The following is a 19,187-nucleotide window of genomic DNA, read 5'->3' on the forward strand; positions in this document are numbered from 1 at the left end:
GCACGATCTCGCGGATCGCACCCCGGACGCGTACTCCGATCTCATGGCGAAACTTCTGACCGATCAAGAATTCCAGCGCTTTTCCGAGCTTCAGCAGAAACAGGCGAGCTTCACGATTTCGGCCGAGGAAGCCGACGAGCTGCGCGACATCGTGGCCCGCGCGCAGCAGAAGCGCGACGACCGTGCCGACGCGATGAAGACCGTCGAAACCGCGATCGCACAATTCGAGATCACGCCCGACGAGCTGTTCACGGCGGAGCAGATCGCCGAAGCCGCGCGCAATTTCGGCCTGATTCCGGCCACGCGCAAGGAGCGCGTGCTGCCGCCGTCGCTGACGTTCAACGGCAAGACGCATCAGTGGACCACGCGCGCGCTGCCCGACGAGATCCGCCTGCCGCTGTTCGAGGCGTTCCAGGGCGGCCAGTCGGTCAAGCCGTTCATCGCCACGCCGAAGGACGGCGCGCGCTGCGCGGCGACCATCGCGCGTCTGGAAAAGGAAACCGGCGCGCAGTACGCCGAGGCGTGGCTCGAAGAACTGTCGCTCTCGCGCGCGCAGGTGGACGAAGCGCTGGCGAAGATCGCGGCGTGAGTTTGGCGTCGATGCGTGTGCGGTGACACATCCGCACGCACCATGAAAAACGGCCGCATAAAGCGGCCGTTTTTATTTCCCCCTCGCCTGATCCGCCGCCTCAATCCAGCGGCATCCGGAAACCCACCACGCCCGGGTCATCCGTCGGCGTAACCGTGAAGCCCATGGCGCGCGCCAGTGCGATCATCGGCGCATTCTCGCGCAGCGCCTCGCCCAGCAGCCAATGCGTCCCGCGCGAGCGCACGTAGCCGATGATGCGCTCCATCAGCAGCCGCCCCAGCCCGCGTCCCTTCAAGGTGGAGAGCACGGTGACCGCGAACTCGGCGGTTTCGTTGTCCGGGTCGGCGACCGCGCGCACCACGCCCAGCGTGTGCGGACGGCCGTCCTCGCCCGGCACGCTCGCGACGAGCGCCATCTCGCGGTCGTAGTCGATCTGCGTCATGCGCGCGAGCTGCGTGTGATCGAAGCTGCGCACCGCCGAAAAGAACCGCAGACGCAGATCGTCCGGCGACATCGACTCGACGAATGCGCGGTGCATTTCCTCGTCCTCGGGCCGGATCGGGCGGATCGTCAGGCGCTCGCCGTGCCAGTCGATCGTCTCTTCGAGACGGCGCGGATACGGCATGATCGCGAAACGGCTGCGCTTGTCCGCCAGCTCGATGCGCGGCGCGACCACCACGGCGGCGTCGGGCAGCACGCGCAGCGTGAGCCGCATGCCGACGATCTCGCGCACCTCGCAGACCGCCTGTGACAGCGCCGTGAGCGCCGCGAGCGTGGGCGCGGGCGACGCACGGCGCGCATACGGCGATTGCGTGACGATGTCGCGCGAGAGCACCGGGTTCAGCGGCGGCAGGCTGTAGACGCGCATCGGCGGCGAAAAGCCGTCCGGCGACGGCGCCTCGAAATGAAATACGGGACCGAAGTTTTCGTCGTCGCGAAACGTCACCGTCACGTCGACGACGGCGGTCGCGCTCGCCTGCTGCGGCGCCGTCTCGAGCCCGAACGCCTTGAGCAATTGCGTGGCTTCCTCGCCTTCGAGCGCCGCGCGGCCCGCCGCCAGCGCGCCGCGCGCGATGCCCAGCGCCACGTCGATGGCCGCCTTGCCTTGCGCGGGCAGGCTCTCGGGCGTCTGCATCAGCAGCTCGCGCCCGAGCCGGTAATCGACGAGACGCGCGAACGCGCGCGCCAGCCGCCGCGGCGTGGTGTGCACCGGAATGCCGTGCGCATGCAGCGCGTCGCGCGTGGCCTCGTCCACGCCGCCGAAAAAGCACGCGAGCATGCCGCGATACGCAAAACGCTGATGCTCGATGAGCGTGCGCGCCACCTGCTCCACCGGCGCGCTGTGCGTGGGCGCGTGCACGACGAAGGCCGTGCCGGTGCTGCGCTGCGAGGCCAGCGTCTGTAGCGCGAGGCCGAAATGCTCGGGCCGCGCGGTGTCGCCGAGCACGAGCGGATTGCCCGCCTGCGCGTGCGGCAGCGCCGCCGCCACGGCCGCGCGCGCTTCGTCGCTCCAGGCCGCGAGCGTGTCGCCGGCCTTGTTGAAGGCGTCGCGCGCGAGCGTGGCCACGCCGCGGTCGCTGGTGATGAGCGTGGCCGAGTCGCTCGCGGCCACGCGGCCCACGCCGAGCGTTTCGATTTCGTCGAGCAGATCGTCGAGCGTATCGACGCGCACGAGGCCCGCGCGCCGGAACGCCGCCGAATAGAGCGCGTCGCCCGGATCGTCGCGGCCGCTGCGCAGCGCCAGCACGGGCTTGTTGCGTGCCGCCGCGCGCGCCGCCGACATGAACTTGCGCGCCGCGCGGATGCCGTCCACTTCGAGCAGGATCGCGCGCGTGGTGGGATCGCTCGCGAGATAGTCGAGCACGTCGCCGACATCGACATCGGCTTCGTCGCCGAGCGCGATGACGTGCGAAAAGCCGAGGCCGCGCGCGCCCGCCCAGCGAAGCACGGCGTTGGTCAGCGCGTTGGACTGCGAGACCCACGCCACGCCGCCCTTGCGCGCGACCGTGGCGGCCGCGCCGAGCTGCGCGTTGAGCGCGGGCGTCAGCGCGCCGAGGCTGCCCGGCCCGACGATGCGCAGCAGATGCGGACGCGCCGCCGCGAGCGTGTGGCGCAGGTCGGCGCGGTCTTCGTCGTTCTTCACCTCGCCGAGCATGATGGCCGCACGCGTGCCCATGCCGCCGAGCCGGTGCACGAGCGCGGGCCACGTGGACGGCCGCGTGCAGATCAGCGCGACGGTGGGCGCTTCGGGCAGATCGCCCGCGTCGGCGACCACGGGACGGCCGTCGAACTGCGCGAAATCGCCCGCGTGACGCGGATTGACCGCGAACAGCGGGCCGTCGAAGCCGCCTTCGATCAGGCGCTGCCACACCATGTTGCCGATGCTGCCGGGCCGCTGCGAAGCGCCGATCACGGCCACCGATTTCGGCTGGAACACCGCGTCGAGATTGCGTACGGTCACTGCTCCTCCTGTTGTGCGACGGCGCGCGCCGCGTGCGCGGGCGGCCGGAAATCCCTACCGATCGACACGAATGAGAATAGGCGAATCGGCCTCGCGCTGCGCGCATTTCGCCCGCCGCGCTTGCGTTCGCGCGGCGGCGGCACGGCGTCGCAGACCGCGGGATACCGCGCGGCGCGCACCGGCGATCGATTCGCGCGCTTCGACGTGCATCTCGACGTGCATCTCGACGTGCATCCGGCATGCATCGTGTCGTGGTCCGGAAGAAAAATGACACGCATTGTCTGGCAGTCATTTCGGCGTAAAATGCCCCACGCCGCCGTGAAGTACCGGCGTAGCACCTTTACGCCCGCGATGCACGTCGATCTATTCACCCTCTATCTCCTCGCGATCGGAACTCTTTTCGCCAGCGCCGGCATGACGCTCTGGGAGCATCGCACGCACCCCGGGCGCAGCAAGGAACTGAAAATCCTCGCCGCCGGCTATGCCACGCTCGGCGTCGGCGTCGGCGCCGCGATCTGGCGCAGCGCGCTGCCCGGCGCGTGGGGCGCGGCGCTGAGCAATCTGGTCATTGTTACCGGTTATCTGCTGATCGCGCACGGCCTCGCCGTCATGAACGGCCGCCAGAACCGAGCGTTGTCGGCCGCGATTCTCGGGGTGCTCGCCATCGCCTGGATCGTTGCGGGCACGCGCGGCGAGTCCGTCATGTGGCTCTATCTCACGGCCATTCCGATCTCGCTCGCCTCCGCGATGGCCATGCGCGAGCTGCTGCGCAATCACGCGCTCAAGTGGTCGCAGGCGCATCGCATCGCCGTGATCGCGACGGGCGTCCATACCTTCGTGTATGCGTTCCGGGCCGCCGTGCTGCCGTGGCTCGCGACGCGCTACGGTCAGGCGCTGCTGCCGGTCGTCAGCAAGGTGACGATGTACGAGGGCGTGCTGTATTCAGTCGTGCTGCCGATGACCTTGCTGCGGCTCGTGCGCGACGAAACCCACGGGCAGCTTTTGCAGGAATCCCAAACGGATTATCTGACCCGGCTCGGCAACCGCCGCTGGTTCTTCGAGGAAGGCGCGCGCGTGCTGAGCCGCGCCGGCACGCGCGAGCGCGTCGCGCTGCTGGCGTTCGACCTCGACCAGTTCAAGGCGATCAACGACCGTTACGGCCATCAGACCGGCGACGACGTGCTCAAGACCTTCGCGAGCATCGCGCGCGCGGCGCTCGGCGACGACACGCTGCTCGCGCGCATCGGCGGCGAGGAGTTTGCCGCGCTGATCGCCGGGCGCGACAGCGATCAGGTGCAGGCGCTCGGCGAAACCATCGCGGCCCGCTTCGCCCGGAGCGCCGCGCAGCCCGTCGACGGCACGGGCATCCGCACCACCGTCAGCATCGGTCTCGCGCTCACGCACGGCGCGCAGGCGCACGCCGAAGCGGCCACGCTCACCGACCTGCTCGCAGCCGCCGATTCGGCGCTGTATCGCGCCAAGTCGCTGGGCGGCAACCGGCTCGAACTGGCGCAGGGGATCGAGCGCTCGTCGCGGGTGTGAACGCCGGATACGCAGCGCGCTTCCAGAACTCCGGAAAGAAAGCGCACATGAAAAAAAGGCCGCTCGGAAGCGGCCTTTTTCTTTGCTGGCAGCGGACCGGCGAATCGCCCGGCCCGCGCGCCGCGCGTTACATCGACTTGCGGAACGGCGCGCCCGAATGTTCGCGCAGCTCGTTGAAGACGATCTTCGGCCACGCCTTCTGGGCGACTTCGATTTCCGACACGTGCGAGGCCAGATAGGTCGGCGCGTTCGACGCGTCGTAGGCCATGCGGGCTTCGTACGAATCGGTGAAACGGCGCAGTTCGGCGGGATCGTCACAGGTGACCCAGCGCGAGAGGCGATAGCGCGCGGGCAGCAGGCGCACGGCCACCTTGTACTCGGCCGACAGACGGTGCGAAACCACTTCGAACTGCAGCTGGCCGACCGCGCCCAGAATCGTCGCGCCGCCGTGGATCGGGCGGAACACCTGGATCGCGCCCTCTTCGCCGAGCTGCTTGAGCGCTTCGCCCAGCTGCTTCGCGCGCATCGGATCGACGACTTCGACGGTCTGGAAAATTTCCGGCGCGAAGAACGGCAGCCCCGTGAATTGCAGGTCTTCGCCTTCGGTCAGCGTGTCGCCGAGACTCAGCGTGCCATGATTAGGAATACCGATGATGTCGCCAGGGTACGCCTCGGCCACGGTTTCGCGGCGCTGCGAGAGGAAGCTCACGACGTTGTTGGCGCGGAAGGTCTTGTTGTTGCGCGTGACCTTCAGCTGCATGCCGCGCTCGAAATGGCCCGAGCACACGCGGATGAACGCCACGCGGTCGCGGTGCGCGAGGTCCATGTTGGCCTGCACCTTGAACACGACGCCCGTGAACTTCGCTTCTTCCGGCGAGACCGCGCGCTGCACGGCCATGCGCGGCGACGGCGGCGGCGCGAGATCGACGAGCGCGTCGAGAATTTCCTTCACGCCGAAGTTGTTGATCGCCGAACCGAACAGCACCGGCGACTGCTCGCCGGCCAGGAACGCGTCGCGGTCGAACGTGGGCGTCGCGCCCGTGATCAGCTCGACCTCTTCCTTGGTGCGCTTCCAGTGATAGCCGAAGCGCGCTTCGCCATCGGCGTCGCTGATGTTCTGCAGCGTTTCCACCGCGCCGCCGAGCGACTCCTGGCCCGCGCGGAACACGCGCACCTGATCGCGCTGGATGTCGTAGACGCCCTGGAATTCCTTGCCCATGCCGATGGGCCAGGTGAACGGCACCGCCGCCACGCCGAGATGCTGCTCGATTTCGTCGAGCAGATCGAGCGGCTCGCGCACTTCGCGGTCGAGCTTGTTGATGAACGTGAGAATCGGCGTCTTGCGGCTGCGGCAGACTTCGAGCAGCTTGAGCGTCTGCGCTTCCACGCCGTTCGCGCCGTCGATCACCATCACGGCCGCGTCGACGGCCGTCAGCACGCGATACGTGTCTTCCGAGAAGTCCTCGTGGCCCGGCGTGTCGAGCAGGTTGATGACGGCGTCGCCGTACTCGAACTGCATGACCGAGCTGGCGACCGAAATGCCGCGCTGCTTTTCGATCTCCATCCAGTCGGAGGTCGCGAAGCGGCCACTTTTCTTGCCCTTCACGGTACCGGCGATCTGAATCGCGCCCGAGAACAGCAGCAGCTTTTCGGTGAGCGTGGTCTTGCCCGCGTCCGGGTGAGAAATAACCGCGAACGTGCGGCGGCGTCTGAGTTCAGCAACTGACATGGATGGAGCGGGTATACGGATGAATTCGGGCAACCGGCCGCACGGCGGGGGTTACGGGGACGGCCTGAGCGGCGAATAGCACGAGCGGTCGGAAAAACCGGGGCCGGCGTGCGCGCAGAAAGGCGCCAGGGGACGAATGATACACGTCATTACAGCCCCCGACTAAAAGTTCGACGCAGCTCGCGACAGCGCAATCCTGCACGGATTCGCAACGGGCGGCGGCGGCGCATCGCCGGACGCGCGCGGGTGAGCTTTTACGGGAGACGCGCGGACACGGTTGCGACGTCCACGAACCGCGCAGGCGAGACGCAATCGAGATGCAAGCGCGGCGCGCGAAGCACGCGGCGGTGCGGCCGCGCAAGGCGGCGCACGGCATATGAGCAGTCGACGGGATCGCGCCGGAGGGTGCGCGCGGCGCGTCCGCGCTGAGTCGACGGTGAGCCTTTACGGGAAGCGCGCTGCCGGCTTCCCGCGCCCGCTCATTCCTTGATCAGGAAACGATCGCGGTTCTTCAGACCGGACAGCCAGCCCGGTGCGCGGCCGCGGCCACTCCAGGTTTCGCCGGTCTTGGGATTCTGATAACGCGCCGGCAACGGCTTCTTGCGCGGCGCGGGTGCGCGCTTCGCGCTAAAACCCAGTTCTTCGGGCGTAATGTCGTACTCGGCGATCTTTTCCTTGATCTCGGCGATGGCCAGCTCGATTTCCTTTTCGCGAGCCGCCGCAACTTCCTTATGGAGTTTTTCGAGTTGCGCGGTCAATTGCTTGTAGCTCGGCATAAAAAATAATCTCCGGTTCGGTCAGACACGGCCATTGTGACCGTTCTGGCGCCAAAGAGTGCCGGTTATCGCGCATTTTTCTCGCACTTCACCGATTTTCATTGCGATTTATTACATAAACGCCCCAAAAACAGGCAAAGACTAACGCACCGATTCGTGTGAAGAACACCCCTTGGCGCGGCGCTCCAACGCGCACAGAGCCTCGGAAAGACGCTTCACGCGCTGCATTTGCGAAGGCACCAGAATCGCCACCTGCACCGAATCGAGACGGCCTCGCCAATAAGAAAGTGGAATGCGGTCCTGACCTGAAAGCCTTGCAATCACATGTTCGAGATGTTCTAAATCCTTTTCAAGTTGGTGGTGATTCATTACTGCCCCCGGCATGAACTGTCTTTATGGAAGACGTCGATTCAAAACGCGTCCGCGCATTCGATGATTTATCGCCCGATTTCGATTAATATTCGTCACCGCCTTAAATGTCGTGCTGCTTCTCCGCTATCTGCCCAGGATAGCGAACATTCAAATCGCATTGCTTCTCAAGAATAAAGTCGGCGCGCCCGCCAATCCGTTGCCTACCGCACGGAACCCCATGGACAGGGCGCTCACGATGATGACCGTTCGGTCAGCTTTACGGACCGAAGATTAACGGCGGCTATTCAATCTGTATATTCCTCAATTGTGGAAGAAATATGCATTGCGCATTTTCCACGACTGGCGGGCCGCGGCGGGTATCAAAATGAGAACGGCGTGAAATCGAACGAATTGCAATACGACCGGCTGCTGAATGTTATTTACGAAACCCTCGAGCACCCTTCCGCATGGAAGGATTTTTGCGCGGAATTGAGGAAATCGACGGGGGCCGCTTCGGTGCATCTTTGCGCATTCGAGCGGCAGCGTGAATTGTTTTCCTGGGCCGACGGTTTCAGCCTGCTCGAAACGGAGCCGCTGGAACGCATCGGCCCGCTCTATCGCGACGACCCGCGGCTCGAGTGGCTGCGCAGCGCGGCGCCCGGGGAATGGCAGCACTGCGGGCCGCAATCGGCGCTGCAGGACGCGGCGAACAATGTAAGGAACGAACCGGATGGCGCACGGCATCCGGTGCTGGAGCCGTGTCTGCTCGCGGCGGGTTCGCGCTGCGTTTCGCTGTGCAAGCTGATCGACGGCGGCGCGCTCACGGTGATGCTCGCCCTGCGCGGCGAAGCGGACAGCGGCCCGTTGTCCGACGAGGCCCGCGCGCTGCTGGAGCGCATCACGCCGCATCTGATGCGCGCGGTGCGCGTGACGGCGCGCCGCCACGTGCCGGACGCCGACGCGCTCGCGAACCGCGCACGCGTGCCCGCCATGCTGGTGAACGCGAGCGGCGAAGTGCTCGACAGCAACGACGCCGCGCAGCGTCTGCTGCGTGCGACCTCGCTGGTGCGCGTGCGCGGGCGGCGGCTCGCACTGGCCGCGCCGCATCAGGCGCGCTTTCTGGAGGACGTGGCGATCAGCGAGGCGCGTCTGAAAAACCGCGTGAGCGGCGCGCGCGCGGCGGCGGCGCGGCTGCGCGCGCTGCGCATCGTGGCCGGCGAAGGGCCGGAGGGCGTGGAGCCGGATTCCGCAACGGAACCGCTGTCGCCCGGCGCGCCGGGCGCGGGCGGACCCGAAGTGCTCTACGCGTTCTACAACGTGCTGACGCCCGGCGATGCCTCGGCGGCCGAGCCGCACGCCGTCGCCGCCCTGATGTTCTATCACCCGCGTTCCGCGCCCGCCGTGGACGAGCAGGTGCTCGCCGAAGCGTTCGACCTCTCGCCGGCCGAATGCCGGATCGTGCATCTGCTGGTGGAAGGGCACACGCAGAAGGAGATCGCCGCGCGCGTGGGCGTGCAGCACGACACGGTGCGCAAACAACTACAGTCGATCTTTCAGAAGACCGCCACGCGCCGTCAGCCCGATCTCCTGCGTCTGCTGATGAACCTGCCGTCCTGCGCGCCGCCGGGCGGCTGACGGACGCGAACGGCGCCCGGACGTCGAGGCGCTCGACACGCTCCGGGCGCGGACCGCACCGCCGCGCTTACTTCGCGTGGCAGGCGAAGACGAGCGTGTACACGTCGCCGTTGGTCGAATTGTCGACGGTGTCATACGTGCCGCCGCAGCGCGCACGCGCCTGCTGCACGCAGGAATCGCGGTCGCCGGCGGCAGGACACTGGACCTGGACCGTCGGACGGCCATCGGACAGAAACAGCGGCGGGCCGCTGCTGCACGCGGACAGCGCCGCGAGCAACGCGCAGGCGCCTGCCGCGAAAGGCAGCCTGCGAAAACGGAACAACGACGAACCGAAACGAGTCATGGAGTACCCCGGGGGCTTTCTAGTTTTTCGACGATGCGATTGTGCCATGCCCGCTCGCGCCTGCGCGGCATCCGGGGCGCATCGGCGTGCGCGCGGGCGACGTTCAGTGCACCGGAGTGGACGACGCAGCGGGCGCGGTCGTCAGCGTCTTGTAGGGCAGCGGCGCGCGCGGATCGGCGGCGAGGCGCACGAACACCTGCTCGACATCGGCGATCGCGGCCAGCCGACGCTCCAGCGCCGCGCGGTCGAACGCGGCGGGCGCGCAGCCCTCCGCATAGACGAAGCGCCGCTGCACGGTGATCCAGATGCTGGTGCCCGCGAGCGAGGCGTCGCCGGAGAAGGCGGCGCGGACGGCGTTCGCGATGTCGGCGTCGTAGAGGTAGGAGTTCGGCTTCGTGCACTTGTGCGCGAGCCAGCAGGTCGTGCCGCGCTCGACGCGATAGTGCGCGTCGTCGTCGGCTTCGGCCTTGCTCATGCGCGGGCCGAGCGGCTGCGGACATGCGCTCGACGCCACCGACAGCGCGAAGAACGGATCGTTGTACCAGTTGCGCATGTCGCCGTCCTGCGCCCATGCCGACGTCGGCGACGTTGCCAAAATCGTCGACATCGCCATCACTATCGATGCCGCCGCAAGCGTGCGTCGACACGCATCGCGCGCGCCGCTTGCCGCCCTCGCTGACCGTCCGCGCATCGCGCTCTCCTTGCCCCGCTCCTTGCCGTGTCCGATGCTCGCCGCGCTAACCGCGCGCGTCAAGGCGCGCCGCGCAATCTCCTCTCGCGGGCGCGAGCCGATTCGGTACAATCGCTGCGGCGCACCATGAACGGCCGGTGCAGCCAAAGATATGCAATAGAAGTGCATCGACGAAGTGCAACACGCATTGCAGGAGACTCCATGTCGTTCATTATCGTTCTCGCGGCCCTGGCATTTCTGATGCTTGCGGCCTATCGCGGTTACAGCGTGATTCTGTTCGCGCCCGTCGCCGCCCTCGCAGCTGTGCTGCTCACCGATCCCGCGGCCGTCGCGCCCGTGTTCTCCGGCATCTTCATGGAGAAAATGGTGGGCTTCGTGAAGCTCTATTTCCCGGTGTTCCTGCTCGGCGCCGTGTTCGGCAAGGTCATCGAGCTTTCGGGTTATTCGGAGTCGATCGTCGCGGCCGCCATCCGCTATATCGGCCGCTCGCGCGCCAACGCGGTGATCGTCGCGGTCTGCGCGCTGCTCACTTACGGCGGCGTCTCGCTGTTCGTGGTGGTGTTCGCGGTCTATCCGTTCGCCGCCGAGCTGTATCGCCAGAGCGGCATTCCCAAGCGGCTGATGCCGGGCGCGATCGCGCTTGGCGCGTTCTCGTTCACGATGGATTCGCTGCCCGGCACGCCGCAGATCCAGAACATCATCCCGACGACGTTCTTCAAGACCACCGCGTGGGCCGCGCCCGCGCTCGGCGTGATCGGTTCGCTGTTCATCATCGTGGTGGGGCTCACGTATCTCGAATGGCGCCGCCGCAGCGCGATGGCCAAAGGCGAGGGCTACGGCACGTCGCTCGTGAACGAGCCCGAACACGTGCAGACCGACCACCTGCCGAATCCGCTGCTGGCCGTCACGCCGCTCGTGCTGGTGGGCGTCGCAAACTTCTTCCTGACGCGCTGGATTCCGCAGTGGTATGGCGACACCTACACGATCGCCCCCGACGTGCTGCCCGGCATCCACGCGCCCGTGACCACGACGGTCAAGCAGGTCGTGGCGATCTGGTCGGTCGAAGGCGCGCTGCTGCTCGGCATCGTGTTCGTGGTCCTGACGGCGTTCTCGCGCGTGAAGGATCGCTTCGCGATCGGCACGAAGGCGGCCGTCGCGGGCGCGCTGCTCGCGTCGCTCAATACGGCATCGGAATATGGCTTCGGCGGCGTGATCGCGGCGCTGCCCGGTTTTATCGTGGTCAGCGACGCGCTCAAGAGCATTCCGAATCCGCTCGTGAACGCCGCCGTTTCGGTGAGCGCGCTCGCGGGCATCACGGGGTCGGCGTCGGGCGGCATGAGCATCGCGCTCGCGGCCATGTCCGATCTGTTCATCAAGAGCGCGCAGGCCGCGCATATTCCGCTCGACGTGCTGCATCGCGTGGTGGCGATGGCCAGCGGCGGCATGGACACGCTGCCGCACAACGGCGCGGTCATCACGCTGCTGGCGGTGACCGGGCTCACGCACCGCGAGTCGTACCGCGATATTTTCGCGGTCACGGTGATTAAAACGCTCGCGGTGTTCTTCGTGATTGCCGTGTTTTATACGACGGGGATTGTTTAAGTCCTTTGTCGCGTTTTTGTTGTGCTCGCGATCGTTGCTGAAGCAACGACAGTTTGACGCTGACGCACAAACTCTGCTTTTAAATTCTCCTGCGAAACGTACGGCGCCAGCCTCGGCGCTGCTACGTTTCGCTCACTCCCGTCGCAAGCTGTCTTCCTCAAGACCTGAAAATATCAACGCCACCGCAGTCGCCTTCCTTTGCATTCAGAGCGGAATAAATTCAATGCAAATCGCATTTATGTAATACATAAGAATGTAACTTGAAGGCATTTTGAATCAATTTCCCACCTCGAATTTCTGTAGTTCCACGACAGCTCGAAAAACAATAAAGAATTGAAGCCGGCTGCCGTAAATCAACCATGTCTGTGTTGGGTAAGCCGTGTTTAGCAAGCAGACATCTTGGTGTTTCAAACAATTGAAAACCTACCGGGGATAATGAAATGACGAAGTTCTATCGAACCCTGTCGCTCTCTGTCGGCGTCGCGATGCTTGCAGCAGGATGCGCATCGGGACCGCAGTACAAAGACGTGGCATCGTCGATACCGACGCTCGCTGCCGATCATGGCTTAGCAGACTATCGAGAACGCGAACCTGCATGTGTAATCGAGCAGACCTAAAATTGTCCTGTCACCTGGAAGCCGAGCGTCACGCGCGACGCCGGAAAATCAGCCGGCTTATAAACCGGCGTGCCAGCGAACACGTCATAGCTCAAGATGGCAAAGCGCGTGCGAACGGCGCCCTTTAAGCCGACGACCGCGCCTGCCAGTTGCGTACCAACCAGATATTGCGCTGACGGTCCCCACACGTGGCCGTAGTCCAGTCCTGCATAGAATGCCTGTCCGATAGTATCTCCACGTCGCCTGCAACGCTGTATCACTACACAAACGAAGCTGCTATGAACGCAATTTTGGAGTCGGAGGCGCTTAATCCGTCTTTGAAAGCGCTTAATCCGAATGACGTAAGATACGGAAATGGACAGTATCTGTCCGATATTCCGCCAGGTACTATGACGCCCGCGCAGCTATCGCGGGCATTCGTGAACAACCCGTTTCAAGGTGCGCGATATTCAAATTTTGTTGCGGTTGACGTGACGGGGCTTAACGTCGTACAAGGGCGTCCAGGTGTCTATGTTGTGCCCAACGAGATACCGCTGGACATTAGTGGCCGGATCACTGGAAGTGGGGCGGTGACGAAGAAATGAGTTATATCCGCGTTAAATGGATTCATTCAATACCAACTGAGCCGACAGTTATCTATAGTGAACTTGATGTAGATCGGTGGGAGTTGCGAAAGATCGAACTATACCCGGACGGGCATATCGGTTTTGCAAGCGCAACTGTGTGCGCTGGCGGCAGTGGTCTCAGCAAGGAGCCACTTCCACAGCTAAGTGAAATTGCGGGCGATCCGCAGTTTGAACCGGCGGAAGTAAGTAAGAGTGAGTTTGAGCAGGTGTGGTTGAAAGCGATTACTAAAACACAGCCGTAGAGGTGCACGTAATTCGCCCGGCTGAAAGCGCGGAGCTTGGAATTTGATTAGTAATGGAAAATAAAAAGATACTTACGGGGTTGCCGCTTGCGATTCTCGTCCCTCTCGCCGTTCACGCACAGACGTCGCCCGATGTTGCGGCGGCGCGCGCGAACGCGCAGCAGGATCAGCAGGTGCAGCAGCAGCGCGACGCGCAGCAGCGTGCGGCGACGGTCACCGCGCCTAGGGTACCGGTGCTGGAGAGCACGCCGGACGTACTGACAGTGGTTGTGCCCTGCGCGTAAGCGGTGCCGGAATTCGCGACGCTGGCGGCATTGATCGCCAGATTGCCGCTTGCGCTCATCTTGCCGGACTGCACGAGTTGGCCCGCGCTGGTGAGCGTCAGATCGCCCGCCTGGGCTTCGATAACGCCGGCGTTGTTGACCCCCACGCCGTACTCGTTGGAAGTCAGCAGAATCGTATTTGCGTACATCCCACCAAGCTGCGCGACGTCGATCGAGACGCTCGGCACGGTACCGGTGCCGGTCGTCGGCGTCGCGTTCAGGCTGGCGTAGTCGACGTTGTTCGCGCCCGTGACGACATTCAGCTTGTTCGCGTACAGGGCAGCGTTCACCTGCACAGCGCGCGCGATCAGATCCACCTGGTCCAGGTTCGACGCATTGAAGCCATCGCCCTGAACAGCGATATTGCCCTGAGTGACGTTGAATCCGGTGAGATTGCCATTGGCGTCGAACAACGGATTGCCGGTCGTGAGAATGCCGCGCGAGGTATTGATGAAACCGCCGCCGTCAACGACGATTCCCGATGGGTTAGCCACGACCACATCCGCCTTCTTGCCCGCGACCTCGATATAGCCTCGCAGTTGAGAAGGGTTATTGCTATTGACCTGGTTGACAATGATTTTGGCGGCGTCATTCGCGCCAAAATTCGGATTACCGCTAATCTGACCTGCGAGCTGGGTCGACGTAATAACCGACGAATTGTTCAGAATTGCGCCACTACGCGATACGTCGAATTGCGAATAGGTGTTTAGCGATACACCGGCGCCTGAAGGCTTCTGGATGTTCACCTGCGGCAGCCCATTGGCCGTACTGATGACACCCGGCGCGTGCGCGCCCGAAGGCACGATCTGCGCAATCGATAATGCAGGACTCAGCCCGAGCAGTGCGAGCGCGGCGAGCGCCGCGTGACGCATTACGCGCTTCGCGATGCGTCGCGATGGCCCCGACGATTTTGTTTTGACTCGCCCCGCACTGCCGTTTGCGATCGCCGTTTCGGCGACGGCAACCACCATTCCCCGCGACTTGCTGAACACAAGCCGGTGACAGCCGCTATTCATTTTTCTGGTACCCGTCACGCTGGAAGAGGTCTCGCCCGCTCCTCAAGGCGTCTTCCCATTGCTACACACGACACCCGCGCACCGTGGCATCGCCCCCGAATTGCTTTTTATATATTTCTAGTGATTTCAACCTGTTACGGGGCGCAGGCTAACAGATTTGCAACTGTGCCGGTTGATTTTTTTAAATGTTTAACGAAAAATATGCAGATTGGGCAAAAAATCGACGAAGCAAAAGCGTCATTCTCTTTTGCTGAAGATGCTATGAAAATGACAAGGCCTAGCGTCGTCAATAGCCGAATTGCGCGTCATGCCGGAATATCTAAACAGCGCGTCTGCGGCATCTTGTCATCGCGCCAAAGTCCGCACCGGAAATCGAAAATACGCTAAACATTCCGGCGCGAGTATCAAACTTGAACGCTTGAGCGATCCCAAACCCCATCACTTCCCCACATGCGGCCGCAGCGCCGCCAGCCAGCAGACCACCGCCACCGCGCCCGCATCGGGCGACCCCACGGCGCGCGCGCCCAGATAACTCGCTCGCCCCACGCGCGGAAGCATATGCGCCGTCGCCTGCGCGCCATGCTCCGCCGCCGTCACCGCTTCAGCCCACGCGCGTTGCGTGTCGAGCCCTTGTTTCAGGGCCGATTCGAACGCATCGCTCGCGGGAATCAGCGCATCGAGCATCGTTCGGTCTCCTGCCTTCGCGCCGCCGAGTTCGCTGATCGCGTCGATCGCGCCGCGCAGTGCCTGCGCCCATTCTTGCGCCGCCGGTTGCGCCGATCCCTGCAGATGACGCGACGCACGCAGCAGCGCCGTCGCGTAGAACGGCCCGGAACTGCCCGCGATCGCCTTGTGCAAACTCACGCCCAGCGACGACAACGCATCGGGCGCCGTCGCGAGCGCGTGCATCGGCGTGGCGTTCATGGCGTCGGCCGCGCGGCGCATGCTCGCGCCGAGGTCGCCGTCGCCCGCTTGCGCGTCGAGTTCGGTGAGCCGCGATTCGTTATCGGTCAGCGCCTGGGCCACGGCATCGAGCGCCGCCTTGATGCGCGTCGCGCGTTCGGTGCCCGCCGCATCGAGCACCGGCGCGGCATGGTCCTCGCGCTGCACGCCGGACGTATCGAGCCGCACCGTGCGATTCAGGCAGCCCTTGCCGGGCCACGCATGCGCTTCGGTCGCGGCGTCGAGCAGCGCGAGTTTGCCGTCGTCGACACGCATCAGCGAAATCGAACAGCCCGGCATGTTCAGCGCCGATAAAAACGTTCCCGCCCATGCGCGCTCCACGCGCAACTCGCGGCGCGCGAGGCTCGCGCAGGCCGCGCGCAGCACGATGGCGAGTTCCATCTGCGGCGTGGCACCCAGACCGTTGACAAGCAGCGCGACGCGCTCGCCGCGCGTGATCGCGAGTTCGTCGAGGACGTTCACGAGCAGCGCTTCGGTCAGTTCGTTCGCGGGCAACGGCGCGCTGCGCTCGACGCCTTTTTCGCCGTGGATACCGAGGCCCAGCTCGATTTCATCGTCGGCGAGCGTGAAGCTCGATTGCGCGACGCCCGGCAGCGTGCAGCCATCGAGCGCCACGCCCATCGTGCCGAGATTGGCCACCGCGTCGCGCGCGACGGCGGCCACCACTTCGAGCGTCGTGCCGCGCGCCGCCGCCGCGCCCGCGATCTTGTGGATCAGCACCGTGCCCGCGATGCCGCGCCGCTGGCTGCGCTCGGCGTGGCCGCGCAAGGCCACGTCGTCGGCCACGGTCACGACTTCGACGGGAATGCCCTCGGCGCGCGCCAGTTCCGCCGCGAGGCCGAAGTTGAGGCGGTCGCCCGTGTAGTTCTTGACGATCAGCAGCGCGCCTTTCGGCCCCGCCGTCGCTCGGATGGCCGCCAGCACGGCGCTCGTGGGCGGCGACGTGAAGACCTCGCCGCAAACGGCCGCGCTCAGCATGCCCGCGCCCACATAGCCCGCATGCGCGGGCTCGTGGCCGCTGCCGCCGCCCGAGATCAACGCGACGGGCCGCGACGCCGGCTCCGGAATGTCCCTGCGAATAAGCACGTTTTCGTCGCCGAGGATGACGACGTTGGGCGCCTGCAACGCAATGCCTTCGAGCATTTCGTGCACGACGTCGGACGGGTGATTGACCAGTTTCTTCATGACGACCCTGTCGAAAGCGGTTGGACATCCCGGGTGCCATGCAGCGCGCATCGCGCGCCGCCGGGTTCAGCCAGTGTACGCCGCTCGGGGTGGGCGTGGGCTTGCGGGCGCGAAACGCAAAAACGGCGCGTTCCGGGCCGAAACCCGAAAGCGCGCCGTTTTTGCGCAACGTCTTAGTCCGACTTCAATGCGCGAGAAAATCCACCACCATGCGATTGAACGCGTCGGCATGTTCCCATTGCGCCCAATGGCCGCAACGATTGAACACGTGCAGCTGCGCGTTCTGCATGCCCGCAAGCAGACGCAGGCCCGTATCCATCGGCACGAAGCGGTCGTCGCGGCCCCAGATCACCAGCGTGGGCGCGGCGATTTCGCCCAGACGCGGACCATAATCGTTGAACTGCTTCGGATTCGCCGCGAGGCTCTTCACGAAATTCTCGAGGTGATCGCGGCGCGCGAGCATATTGTCCAGACGCGCCTGCATCAGGTCCTCGGTCAGCGCGCTCGCATCGTAGACGAACACGTTCATCATGCGCTTGAGGTTCTCGATGGTCGGCTCGCGATACAGCCCTTGCAGCAGCTTGATGCCTTCGGTGGGCATCGGCGCGAAGTTGCTCGGACCGCCCGTGCCGCCGCCCATCAGCACGAGTTTGCCCACGCGCTGCGGATTGCCGAGCGCGAACGCCACCGCGCTATGGCCGCCCATCGAATTGCCGAGAATATGCACGCGCTCGATATCGAGCGCGTCGAGCAGGCCTTTAAGAATACGGCCATTGAGTTCCGAACGCGAGGTCGTGCAGACGATCGGATCGCTTTTGCTCCAGCCCGGGCAGTCCATCAGGATCACGCGATAGCCCGCCGCCACGAGGGGTTCGACATTGCGATTGAAGTTGGCCCAGCCGCTCGCGCCGGGGCCCGAGCCGTGCAGCATCACCACCGTTTCGCCGTTCGCGTTGTCGTTCGGCGCGCCGGTGTCGTTATAGTGAATCCGCAGCGTTTGATCGCCGTCTTTCACGTTCGCGAAGCGGCTCGTCGCGGTTTCCGTAATCGCTGATGCAGTTGCAGTCATGATGTTGTCCTTGCTGTAAACGCTCGTCACGGAGAAAGCCATGCTTTCTCCATTAAATTAGTTAGACACCCTGAATTTCAGGCGATTGCTTTTCCATCGACTCTCGCCGCGCGAATCCGCCCACCACGGTCAAGGCTGCGATCGCTGCGATCACGACGAGCGGAATGCTCGACGCCACCAGCATCGACGGGCTTTGTCCGATCGCGAACAATTGGCCGGCGACGAGCGGCCCGAGAATCGAGCCGAGCCGCCCCACCGCCACCGCCGCGCCCACGCCCGTGCCGCGCACTTCGGTCGGATACGCGTGGCCTGCGAGCGCGTAAAGCACCGACTGGCCACCCACGAGAAAGAGCCCGCAGAGCAGGCCGCCGCACGCCATCGCGGTCGCGCCGCCCGCGCTCGCGAGCGCCGCCAGCGCCACGGCGATCCCCACGTACATGCCGATCACCGTGCGCCGACGGCCGAAGCGGTCCATCACAGTCGCGATCGTCACCGCGCCAATGCCGCCGCCGATGTTGAACATCATCAGCACGATGTTCGATTGCACGCGCGTGAGGCCGCGCGCAAGCACCATCGAAGGCAGCCAGTTCATCAGGAAATACAGCACGATCAGCGTGCCGAGATAGCTGATCCACAGCGCGATCGTCGTGCGTGCGCGATCCGCGCGCCAGAGCGCTTCGCCGATACCCGGCACCTCGTCGCGCGCGGCGCTGGAGACGCGCGATGCACGCGCCGCCACGAATTGCTGCGACTCGCGCAGGAACGCGCCGAGCAGCGGCAACATCACGATCGGCCCGAGGCCGCCGACGTAAAACACGTCGCGCCAGCTCGTCGGGCTCGCGCCGAGCATGCCGATCAGCGCCGCAATCGCCGCGCCGAACGGCATGCCGCAGTACATCGCGCCCACCGCCGTACTGCGCTGCTGCGGACCGGCCGCTTCCGAGCACAGCGCGATCAGGTTCGGCATGGCCGCGCCGAGTCCGAGCCCCGTCATCAGGCGCGCGATCAGCAGGCTTTCGAAGTTCCAGACCAGCGTGGTCGCGAGCGAGAACACGCCGAACAGCGCGACCGACACCATCAGCACACGCTTGCGGCCAAAGCGGTCCGCGAGCCGTCCACCGCACGCCGCGCCCGGCAGCAAGCCGATCGCGCCCGCACTGAACGCCCAGCCCATCTGCGCAACGCTCAGCGCGAACTCCTTCGCCATGCGCGGTCCCGCCACGCCCGCCGATTGCAGATCGAGTCCTTCGAGCAGCGCGATCGCAAGACACAGCCCGATCGTCACCTTGTTGCTCGCCGAACTGCCCATGCTTCCTCCAGCACCACCGATTCGCGACGTCATGTGAAAAGTCTCCAAAGTTGTCTTCAGCCGATCTTGTTCGCCGGCTATGGTTTGAATATCGAATCGCCCATCGCAACAACGCCGC

The 19,187-nt window shown here is 64.9% G+C and carries 18 protein-coding genes and 1 pseudogene; 7 read left to right on the plus strand and 12 right to left on the minus strand.

Translation table 11 applies throughout. From position 1 onward, the window contains the following. The first annotated feature begins 43 nt into the window (after window positions 1-43). Window positions 44-589: a hypothetical protein gene (locus SB764_RS06035; RefSeq protein WP_065065678.1), complete on the plus strand. Its 546-nt coding sequence runs from the start codon at window positions 44-46 to the stop codon at window positions 587-589. A gap of 100 nt (window positions 590-689) precedes the next feature. On the opposite strand, the gene SB764_RS06040 is transcribed toward SB764_RS06035, so the two are convergent. Further along, complete coding sequence (locus SB764_RS06040) at window positions 690-3,050, minus strand: GNAT family N-acetyltransferase (RefSeq protein WP_410862948.1); 2,361 nt, start codon at window positions 3,048-3,050, stop codon at window positions 690-692. Window positions 3,051-3,104: 54 nt separating this feature from the next. Then, complete coding sequence (locus tag SB764_RS06045) at window positions 3,105-3,284, minus strand: hypothetical protein (RefSeq protein WP_124260685.1); 180 nt, start codon at window positions 3,282-3,284, stop codon at window positions 3,105-3,107. 117 nt (window positions 3,285-3,401) lie between these two features. Here SB764_RS06045 and SB764_RS06050 point away from each other — a divergent pair, with 117 nt between their 5' ends. Continuing rightward, window positions 3,402-4,592, plus strand: coding sequence for a sensor domain-containing diguanylate cyclase (locus tag SB764_RS06050; protein WP_321868525.1), 1,191 nt, complete (start codon window positions 3,402-3,404; stop codon window positions 4,590-4,592). Between the two features lie 127 nt (window positions 4,593-4,719). On the opposite strand, the gene SB764_RS06055 is transcribed toward SB764_RS06050, so the two are convergent. From SB764_RS06055 to SB764_RS06065, 3 genes are all read right to left on the minus strand, one after another. Continuing rightward, window positions 4,720-6,321, minus strand: coding sequence for a peptide chain release factor 3 (locus tag SB764_RS06055; RefSeq protein ID WP_065065676.1), 1,602 nt, complete (start codon window positions 6,319-6,321; stop codon window positions 4,720-4,722). A 479-nt stretch (window positions 6,322-6,800) separates the two neighbouring features. Then, a complete protein-coding gene (locus tag SB764_RS06060; RefSeq protein WP_065065675.1) occupies window positions 6,801-7,097 on the minus strand; it encodes an H-NS family nucleoid-associated regulatory protein in 297 nt (98 codons plus the stop codon). Window positions 7,098-7,238: 141 nt separating this feature from the next. Then, entirely contained in the window at window positions 7,239-7,466 is a 228-nt protein-coding gene (locus SB764_RS06065; protein ID WP_074981360.1) for a hypothetical protein, read from the minus strand. A gap of 378 nt (window positions 7,467-7,844) precedes the next feature. Between SB764_RS06065 and SB764_RS06070 the strand changes: the two genes are divergently transcribed. Next, on the plus strand, window positions 7,845-9,083 hold the full coding sequence (locus SB764_RS06070) for a helix-turn-helix transcriptional regulator (protein ID WP_124260684.1): 1,239 nt from the start codon (window positions 7,845-7,847) through the stop codon (window positions 9,081-9,083). Between the two features lie 67 nt (window positions 9,084-9,150). Here SB764_RS06070 and SB764_RS06075 read toward each other — a convergent pair whose 3' ends face one another. Both SB764_RS06075 and SB764_RS06080 read right to left on the minus strand, forming a co-directional pair. After that, on the minus strand, window positions 9,151-9,426 hold the full coding sequence (locus tag SB764_RS06075) for a hypothetical protein (protein ID WP_065065673.1): 276 nt from the start codon (window positions 9,424-9,426) through the stop codon (window positions 9,151-9,153). A 103-nt stretch (window positions 9,427-9,529) separates the two neighbouring features. Beyond that, a complete protein-coding gene (locus SB764_RS06080) occupies window positions 9,530-10,033 on the minus strand; it encodes a BON domain-containing protein (RefSeq protein ID WP_181440929.1) in 504 nt (167 codons plus the stop codon). Between the two features lie 285 nt (window positions 10,034-10,318). On the opposite strand from SB764_RS06080, the gene SB764_RS06085 reads away from it, so the two are divergent. Together SB764_RS06085 and SB764_RS06090 are read left to right on the plus strand one after the other, a co-directional pair. Further along, a complete protein-coding gene (locus SB764_RS06085) occupies window positions 10,319-11,719 on the plus strand; it encodes a GntP family permease (RefSeq protein WP_065065672.1) in 1,401 nt (466 codons plus the stop codon). Window positions 11,720-12,159: 440 nt separating this feature from the next. Further along, window positions 12,160-12,336 carry a hypothetical protein gene (locus tag SB764_RS06090; RefSeq protein ID WP_410862952.1) on the plus strand — a complete coding sequence of 59 codons (177 nt, stop codon included), beginning with the start codon at window positions 12,160-12,162 and terminating at the stop codon, window positions 12,334-12,336. Here SB764_RS06090 and SB764_RS06095 read toward each other — a convergent pair. Continuing rightward, window positions 12,333-12,560 (minus strand): annotated as a pseudogene (locus tag SB764_RS06095) (ShlB/FhaC/HecB family hemolysin secretion/activation protein); the annotation flags it as partial. The gene SB764_RS06090 and the pseudogene SB764_RS06095 overlap by 4 nt on opposite strands. Between SB764_RS06095 and SB764_RS06100 the strand changes: the two are divergent. After that, a complete protein-coding gene (locus SB764_RS06100; RefSeq protein ID WP_410862954.1) occupies window positions 12,525-12,920 on the plus strand; it encodes an HYD1 signature containing ADP-ribosyltransferase family protein in 396 nt (131 codons plus the stop codon). The pseudogene SB764_RS06095 and the gene SB764_RS06100 overlap by 36 nt on opposite strands. Further along, entirely contained in the window at window positions 12,917-13,204 is a 288-nt protein-coding gene (locus SB764_RS06105) for a DUF6881 domain-containing protein (protein WP_124260681.1), read from the plus strand. The genes SB764_RS06100 and SB764_RS06105 overlap by 4 nt, the downstream gene beginning before the upstream one ends. A gap of 166 nt (window positions 13,205-13,370) precedes the next feature. Here the strand turns inward: SB764_RS06105 and SB764_RS06110 are convergent, their stop codons facing one another. The 4 genes from SB764_RS06110 to mhpT all read right to left on the minus strand — a co-directional run bounded on the left by SB764_RS06110 (window position 13,371) and on the right by mhpT (window position 19,069). After that, complete coding sequence (locus SB764_RS06110) at window positions 13,371-14,543, minus strand: filamentous hemagglutinin N-terminal domain-containing protein (RefSeq protein ID WP_410862956.1); 1,173 nt, start codon at window positions 14,541-14,543, stop codon at window positions 13,371-13,373. 438 nt (window positions 14,544-14,981) lie between these two features. Further along, window positions 14,982-16,691 carry a dihydroxyacetone kinase family protein gene (locus SB764_RS06115; RefSeq protein WP_322007017.1) on the minus strand — a complete coding sequence of 570 codons (1,710 nt, stop codon included), beginning with the start codon at window positions 16,689-16,691 and terminating at the stop codon, window positions 14,982-14,984. 184 nt (window positions 16,692-16,875) lie between these two features. Next, window positions 16,876-17,760, minus strand: a complete 885-nt coding sequence (locus SB764_RS06120) for an alpha/beta fold hydrolase (protein WP_074981365.1) — start codon at window positions 17,758-17,760, stop codon at window positions 16,876-16,878. A gap of 61 nt (window positions 17,761-17,821) precedes the next feature. Beyond that, window positions 17,822-19,069, minus strand: coding sequence for a 3-(3-hydroxy-phenyl)propionate transporter MhpT (gene mhpT / locus SB764_RS06125; protein ID WP_410862958.1), 1,248 nt, complete (start codon window positions 19,067-19,069; stop codon window positions 17,822-17,824). Window positions 19,070-19,187: the final 118 nt, after the last annotated feature.

Origin of the sequence: Paraburkholderia sp. SIMBA_027, from assembly GCF_046535315.1 — a bacterium.
GTDB classification, from domain to species: domain Bacteria; phylum Pseudomonadota; class Gammaproteobacteria; order Burkholderiales; family Burkholderiaceae; genus Paraburkholderia; species Paraburkholderia tropica.

Bases quoted from the DNA above. Each gene is read 5' to 3' on its own strand.
- SB764_RS06115 (WP_322007017.1), bottom strand. From the start codon at position 16,691: ATGAAGAAACTGGTCAATCACCCGTCCGACGTCGTGCACGAAATGCTC.
- SB764_RS06105 (WP_124260681.1), top strand. From the start codon at position 12,917: ATGAGTTATATCCGCGTTAAATGGATTCATTCAATACCAACTGAGCCG.
- SB764_RS06035 (WP_065065678.1), top strand. From the start codon at position 44: ATGGCGAAACTTCTGACCGATCAAGAATTCCAGCGCTTTTCCGAGCTT.
- SB764_RS06090 (WP_410862952.1), top strand. From the start codon at position 12,160: ATGACGAAGTTCTATCGAACCCTGTCGCTCTCTGTCGGCGTCGCGATG.
- SB764_RS06110 (WP_410862956.1), bottom strand. From the start codon at position 14,543: ATGAATAGCGGCTGTCACCGGCTTGTGTTCAGCAAGTCGCGGGGAATG.
- SB764_RS06085 (WP_065065672.1), top strand. From the start codon at position 10,319: ATGTCGTTCATTATCGTTCTCGCGGCCCTGGCATTTCTGATGCTTGCG.
- SB764_RS06060 (WP_065065675.1), bottom strand. From the start codon at position 7,097: ATGCCGAGCTACAAGCAATTGACCGCGCAACTCGAAAAACTCCATAAG.
- SB764_RS06045 (WP_124260685.1), bottom strand. From the start codon at position 3,284: ATGCACGTCGAGATGCACGTCGAGATGCACGTCGAAGCGCGCGAATCG.
- SB764_RS06050 (WP_321868525.1), top strand. From the start codon at position 3,402: ATGCACGTCGATCTATTCACCCTCTATCTCCTCGCGATCGGAACTCTT.
- SB764_RS06075 (WP_065065673.1), bottom strand. From the start codon at position 9,426: ATGACTCGTTTCGGTTCGTCGTTGTTCCGTTTTCGCAGGCTGCCTTTC.
- SB764_RS06055 (WP_065065676.1), bottom strand. From the start codon at position 6,321: ATGTCAGTTGCTGAACTCAGACGCCGCCGCACGTTCGCGGTTATTTCT.
- SB764_RS06120 (WP_074981365.1), bottom strand. From the start codon at position 17,760: ATGACTGCAACTGCATCAGCGATTACGGAAACCGCGACGAGCCGCTTC.
- SB764_RS06065 (WP_074981360.1), bottom strand. From the start codon at position 7,466: ATGAATCACCACCAACTTGAAAAGGATTTAGAACATCTCGAACATGTG.
- SB764_RS06080 (WP_181440929.1), bottom strand. From the start codon at position 10,033: ATGTCGACGATTTTGGCAACGTCGCCGACGTCGGCATGGGCGCAGGAC.
- mhpT (WP_410862958.1), bottom strand. From the start codon at position 19,069: ATGGGCAGTTCGGCGAGCAACAAGGTGACGATCGGGCTGTGTCTTGCG.